The sequence below is a fragment of the Kribbella sp. genome (genome assembly GCF_035655035.1).
Lineage (GTDB): Bacteria > Actinomycetota > Actinomycetes > Propionibacteriales > Kribbellaceae > Kribbella.
Genome location: NZ_DASRVN010000002.1, coordinates 1 through 5,547 on the forward strand (window position 1 = coordinate 1; position 5,547 = coordinate 5,547).

6 protein-coding genes are annotated in these 5,547 nt (G+C 69.8%); all 6 read left to right on the top strand.

The annotated features are described in order from the left end of the window. Positions 1-516 (top strand): hypothetical protein (locus tag VFF46_RS00030; RefSeq protein ID WP_325034855.1); only part of this gene is annotated, 516 nt, incomplete at its 5' end. Further along, the gene (locus VFF46_RS00035) at positions 516-1,454 is read left to right on the top strand and encodes an ABC transporter permease (RefSeq protein WP_325034856.1); all 939 of its coding nucleotides are present in this window, start codon (positions 516-518) and stop codon (positions 1,452-1,454) included. The genes VFF46_RS00030 and VFF46_RS00035, both read left to right, overlap by 1 nt. Then, on the top strand, positions 1,438-2,295 hold the full coding sequence (locus tag VFF46_RS00040; RefSeq protein ID WP_325034857.1) for an ABC transporter permease: 858 nt from the start codon (positions 1,438-1,440) through the stop codon (positions 2,293-2,295). Before VFF46_RS00035 ends, VFF46_RS00040 begins: the two co-directional genes overlap by 17 nt. Beyond that, on the top strand, positions 2,292-3,263 hold the full coding sequence (locus tag VFF46_RS00045) for an ABC transporter ATP-binding protein (protein ID WP_325034858.1): 972 nt from the start codon (positions 2,292-2,294) through the stop codon (positions 3,261-3,263). Before VFF46_RS00040 ends, VFF46_RS00045 begins: the two co-directional genes overlap by 4 nt. After that, positions 3,260-4,261 carry an oligopeptide/dipeptide ABC transporter ATP-binding protein gene (locus tag VFF46_RS00050; RefSeq protein ID WP_325034859.1) on the top strand — a complete coding sequence of 334 codons (1,002 nt, stop codon included), beginning with the start codon at positions 3,260-3,262 and terminating at the stop codon, positions 4,259-4,261. Before VFF46_RS00045 ends, VFF46_RS00050 begins: the two co-directional genes overlap by 4 nt. After that, positions 4,251-5,547, top strand: a 1,297-nt coding sequence (locus VFF46_RS00055; RefSeq protein ID WP_325034860.1) for a M1 family aminopeptidase, incomplete at its 3' end; no start/stop codon positions are given. The genes VFF46_RS00050 and VFF46_RS00055, both read left to right, overlap by 11 nt.

Here is a 5,547-nt window from a genome sequence, read left to right on the forward strand (position 1 = left end):
GCGAAGGCCGCGCTGCAGGCGGCCGGCGGCTGGAACGGCCCGATGACGCTCTACACCTACCAGGACCCGACGAACGAGAAGGTGCTGCAGGCGATCGCGAACCAGCTCCGGACGAACCTCGGCCTCCAGAAGGTCAGCTTCGAGTCGCAGCCGATCGGGCAGCTGTACCAAGGCCTCGGCGGCAAGTCGATCAAGGGTCCGAGCCTGCTGTACTCCGGTTCGCCGTACCCGCACATCTATGCGCTGGCAGACCAGATGTTCTCGGCCGGCGCACCGCTGAACGTGACCGGGTACGACTCGAAGGCGTTCGCCGGGCTGATCGCGCAGGCGGCGTCGAGCAAGGACGCCGGCGCGACCACGAACTACGCCAAGCAGGCCGCCGAGCAGGCGCTCGCGGATCTCCCGGTGGCACCGCTGTACTGGCCGGTCGGCGGGCTGGTGCATTCCGACCGGCTGAGCGGAGTGGTACCGGAGGTGCTCGGCGGCGCCCGGCTGTCGGTCGTCAAGGTCGGCTGATGGCCGGGTACGTGATCCGCCGGCTGGCCGGGATGGTCCCGGTCGTGCTCGGTACGACGCTGCTGATCTTCGCCGCGGTGTACGCGCTGCCGGGCGATCCGATCAAGGCGCTGGCCGGTCCGGGGCGGGTGCTGTCGCCGTCGGTCGAGGAGGCGCTGCGCGAGCGGTTCCACCTGGACCAGCCGTTGTGGGCGCAGTACGGCCACTATCTCGGCGGGCTCGTGCGCGGCGACCTCGGGATCGACCTGCAGGGGCACGAGGTGTCGGACCTGGTCGTGCGGGCCTGGCCGTACACGTTGCAGCTCGGGCTCACCGCCTGGGCGATGATGGCGGTGGTCGGGATCTCCCTCGGGACGTTCGCCGGGATGCGGCAGGGCGGGACCGTCGACTGGATCGTGCTGACCGCGACGACCGTGGTGGTCGGCGTACCGTACTTCGTGGTCGCGTACGTCGCGCAGATCCTGCTCGGCGTGAACCTCGGCTGGTTCCCGACATCCGGCGTACGGGAGGGCTGGCCGGCCAGCTACCTGCTGCCGGCAGCCGTACTGGCGTTGTTCGGCATCCCCGAACTGGTCCGGCTGACCCGCGCGAGCATCATCGAGAACCGGTACGCCGACTACGTGGACACCGCGATCGCGAAAGGCCTGCCGCAGCGAATGATCGTGGTCCGGCACATCCTGCGGAACTCACTCGTCCCGGTGGTGTCGGTCCTCGGCCTGAGCCTCGGGTACATGGTCAGCGGCACGGTGCTGATCGAGGGCATCTTCAACATCCCGGGACTCGGGTACGTCGTGTTCAACGGCATCTCGCAGCAGAACGGACCGGTCGTGGTCGGCGTCTGCAGCCTGCTGGTCCTGGTGTACCTGATCATCAACCTGATCGTGGACATCGTCTACGGCCTACTAGACCCGAGGATCAGCCTTGCCGGCCGCCGTTGAGGTGCTCGCCGTTCCGCGTGTGCGGCGACGGCTGTTGCGGAAGCCGCGGATCGCGATCCCGTTGGGGGTGGTGGTGCTGATCCTGGTGGTGGCCGCCGTACCGGGGGTGTTCGCGCCGACCGATCCGCGGGCCTGCGACCTCGGCAACAGTGGAAACGGCCCGGCCGCGGGGCATCCGTTCGGCTTCGACATCCAGGGCTGCGACCTGTACAGCAACGTGGTGTACGGGACGCGGTCGTCGGTAACGATCGGCTTCACGGTCACCGCCGGGTGCGTGCTGATCGCGTTGGTGCTCGGGTGCCTGGCGGCGTACTACCGCGGCGCGGTCGACGCCGTGATCAGCCGCACGATGGACATCTTCTTCGGCTTCCCGGCGCTCGTCGGGCAGGTCGTCATCCTGAACACGCTGCACCAGCGGAACGTCGTCGTGGTGTCCGCCGTCCTGATCCTGTTCGCGTGGCCGGCGATGACCCGGCTGATGCGGTCGGCCGCGCTCGCGACCGTCGATCTGGACTTCGTGAAGGCGGCCCGCGGGCTCGGCGCCGGACCGGTCCGGGTGATCGCCCGGCACGTGCTGCCGAACTCGTTCGCGCCGATCCTCGCGGTCGCCAGCCTCGGCGTCGGCGGGATGATCACCGCGGAGTCGGCGCTGACGTTCCTGGGCGTCGGCCTGCGGGCGCCGTCGATCTCGTGGGGCGTCCAGCTGAACCAGGCGCAGGACTCGTTCCGCGATCACCCGCATCTGTTGCTGTTCCCGTCCCTGTTCCTGTCCGTGACCGTGCTGTCGTTCGTGATGCTCGGCGACGCGTTGCGGGACGCCTTCGATCCGAGGTCCCGATGACGACACTGCTGGAGGTCTCGGACCTGACCGTCGAGTTCCGGACGTCGCGGGGCTGGAGCGTGGCCGTCGACGGCGTCGACCTCTCGCTGACGCCGGGGCGGACGCTCGCGGTGCTGGGGGAGTCCGGGTCGGGCAAGAGCGCGACGGCGCGGGCGATCATGGGCGTGCTGCCGGCCTCGGTCGGCCGGGTCGGGCGGGGACGCGTGCTGCTCGACGGCCAGGATCTGCTGCAGTTGCCGGCGGAACAACGGCGTACCGTCCGGGGTGCCCGGGTCGGGATGGTGTTCCAGGACGCGCTGTCGGCGCTGAACCCGGTGTTGCCGGTCGGGTACCAGATCGGCGAGGGGTGCCGCGTGCACCTGGGGATGTCGCGGCGGGCGGCCCGGCGGCGGGCGCTGGAGTTGCTGGAGCGGGTCGGCATCCCGGACGCGGCGCGGCGGATCGACGACTATCCGCATCAGTTCTCCGGCGGGATGCGGCAGCGGGTGATGATCGCGACCGCGCTGGCCGCGGACCCGGAGATCCTGATCGCGGACGAGCCGACGACCGCGCTCGACGTGACCGTCCAGGCGCAGATCCTGCAGCTGCTCGCGTCGTTGCAGGCGGACCGGCAGATGAGCCTGATGCTGATCACCCACGACATGGGCGTGGTGGCCGGGATGGCGGACGACATCTTGGTGATGTACGCCGGACGCGTCGTCGAGCAAGGTCCCGCGGACGACGTGTTCGAACGGCCCGCGCACCCGTACACGCGGGCGCTGCTGGACTCGATCTGTACGGCGGACCGGAAGGGCAAGCCGCTCCGGGTGATCAGCGGGCAGCCGCCCGACCTCGGCAACCTGCCGTCCGGGTGCGCGTTCCGTACTCGCTGCGTGCAGGCCGCCGACGTGTGCCGGACCGCGCCGCCGTTCGCGGTGGTCTCACCGGTCCATCGGGCCGCGTGCCATTTCGCGGGAGGTGCAGGATGACCGCGGTACTGCGAGCGAGCGGCGTACGGCGTACTTTCCGGATCGGCGGGTTGCCGGCCGGGCGGCGGGGGACCGTGCACGCGGTGGACGGGGTCGACCTCGAGCTGCACAGCGGGGAGACGCTCGGCATCGTCGGCGAGTCGGGGTCCGGGAAGTCCACCTTGGCGCAGTTGCTGGTCGGGATGGAGCGCCCGACCGCGGGTGAGATCGAGCTGCTCGGCGAACCGCTGCACACGATGCGCGGCCGGCGGCTGCGGCGGGCGCGGCGCGACATCCAGCTGGTACACCAGGATCCGTACACGTCACTGGATCCGCGGATGACGATCGGCGCGATCGTCCGCGAACCGTTGGAGATCCATCCGGACGTCGTACCGCGGGGCGATCGGGCGAAGGCGGTCGCGGAGCTGCTGGAGATGGTCGGGTTGAACCCGGACCAGTCCGAGCGGCTGCCGCATCAGTTCTCTGGTGGCCAGCGGCAACGAGTTGGTATTGCGCGGGCCTTGGCGCTGCGGCCGAAGGTGCTGGTGTGCGACGAGCCGGTGTCGGCGTTGGACGTGTCGGTGCAGGCGCAGATCGTCAACCTGCTCGAACAGTTGCAGCGTGAGCTCGGGATTGCCTACGTATTCATCGCCCACGACCTCGCGGTGGTGCAGCACATCGCGGACCGGGTCGCGGTGATGTACCTCGGGCGGTTCGTGGAGGAGGGGGACTCGGTGCAGGTGTACGACCGGCCGCGGCACCCGTACACGAAGGCGTTGCTCGCGGCGGCGCCGGTCCCGGATCGGTCGGCGCGGCACCGTCCGCCCGAGATCGTCCTCCGCGGGGAGCCCCCGAGTCCGCTGGACCCGCCGTCCGGCTGCCACTTCCGAACCCGCTGCTGGCTGGCCGAAGATCGTTGTATTGTCGACGATCCGACACTGCTGCGGATCGGGTCCAGCGCGGTGGCCTGCCACTTCCCGTTGGCCGACCCGTTGCCGGAGGCAACCCATGCCGGCTGACGGCGGCCTGACCGCGGCGGAGGCGGCGGCTCGATCGGCGGTGCTGTCCGTCGCGTCGTACGAGGTGACGCTCGACCTGACCGGGCTGGTGGACGGCAAGTACTTCGGCTCGCGGACCGTGGTGGACTTCACGTACGACGGCCACGGTGGCCCCGGCCTGACGTGGATCGACCTGGTGGCCGAGCACGTCGACCAGGTGCTTCTCGACGGCATCCCACTGGACCCGAGCGAGGCCCTTCAAGACGACCGCCTCCGCCTGTCGTCCCTGGGAGGCCCCCACCGCCTCGACATCCACTCCCGGCACCGGACCGGCACCGGACGAGGCCTGTCGAGAACGGTCGACGTACCCGAAGGTGTTGTGTACGCGTGGACGCAGTTCCAGCCGTTCGATGCTCGACGGGCGTTCGCTTGTTTTGACCAGCCGGACCTGAAGGCGACGTTCGCCTTCGAGGTGCGGGTGCCGGCGGACTGGTACTGCGTCAGCAACCAGCGGGAGCTGGAGGTGGTCGAGGACGGGGATGCGGCGGTATGGCGGTTCCCGCCGACGCCGCGGTTGCCGACGTACGCCACCGCTGTTTGCGCCGGGCCGTTCCACGTCGTCCGATCCGGGCGGATGGCCGTCTACGCGCGCCGTTCGCTGGCTGAAGCGTTGGAGGCGAACGCGGACGAGATCTTCGGTCTCACCCGGCGTGCGCTGGCGTTGTTCGAGGACGCATTCGGAGTCGCGTTCGACGGTGACTCGTACGACCACATGTTCCTGCCCGATCAGCCCGGCGCGATGGAGAACCACGGCTGCGTGACCTGGAACGACCAGGTCCTCTACCGCTCACCGCCGACCGCGGAGCAGCTCCGCCGGCGGGCGCTGGTGCTGCTGCACGAGATGTCGCACATGTGGTTCGGCAACCTGGTGACGCCGCAGTGGTGGGACGGGCTGTGGCTCAGCGAGTCGTTCGCCGACTGGGCCGCGCAATGGGCTGCCGCCGAACTCGGTGTCCTGGATCGCCGCTGGTCGGTGGCGATCGCGCTCGAAAAGGAACGCGCTGCCGACGCCGATCTGCTGTCCTCGACGCACCCGGTCAGCCGGCCCGTTCCCGACATCGCCGCGGCGGAGGCGAACTTCGACGCGATCACCTACGCCAAAGGCGCGGCCGTGCTTCGTCAACTCGTGGCCGTGGTCGGCGAGGACACGTTCTTCGAGGGGTTGCGGAAGTACTTCGCCCAGCTCGCGGGCGGGAACGGCAGTCTGGCCGCGTTGATCGCGGCCGTCCAGCCGTTCACACCGGTCG

What these genes read in the sequence shown, in the direction of transcription:
- VFF46_RS00045 (WP_325034858.1), top strand. Translation starts at nt 2,292, where the DNA reads ATGACGACACTGCTGGAGGTCTCGGACCTGACCGTCGAGTTCCGGACG.
- VFF46_RS00035 (WP_325034856.1), top strand. Translation starts at nt 516, where the DNA reads ATGGCCGGGTACGTGATCCGCCGGCTGGCCGGGATGGTCCCGGTCGTG.
- VFF46_RS00050 (WP_325034859.1), top strand. Translation starts at nt 3,260, where the DNA reads ATGACCGCGGTACTGCGAGCGAGCGGCGTACGGCGTACTTTCCGGATC.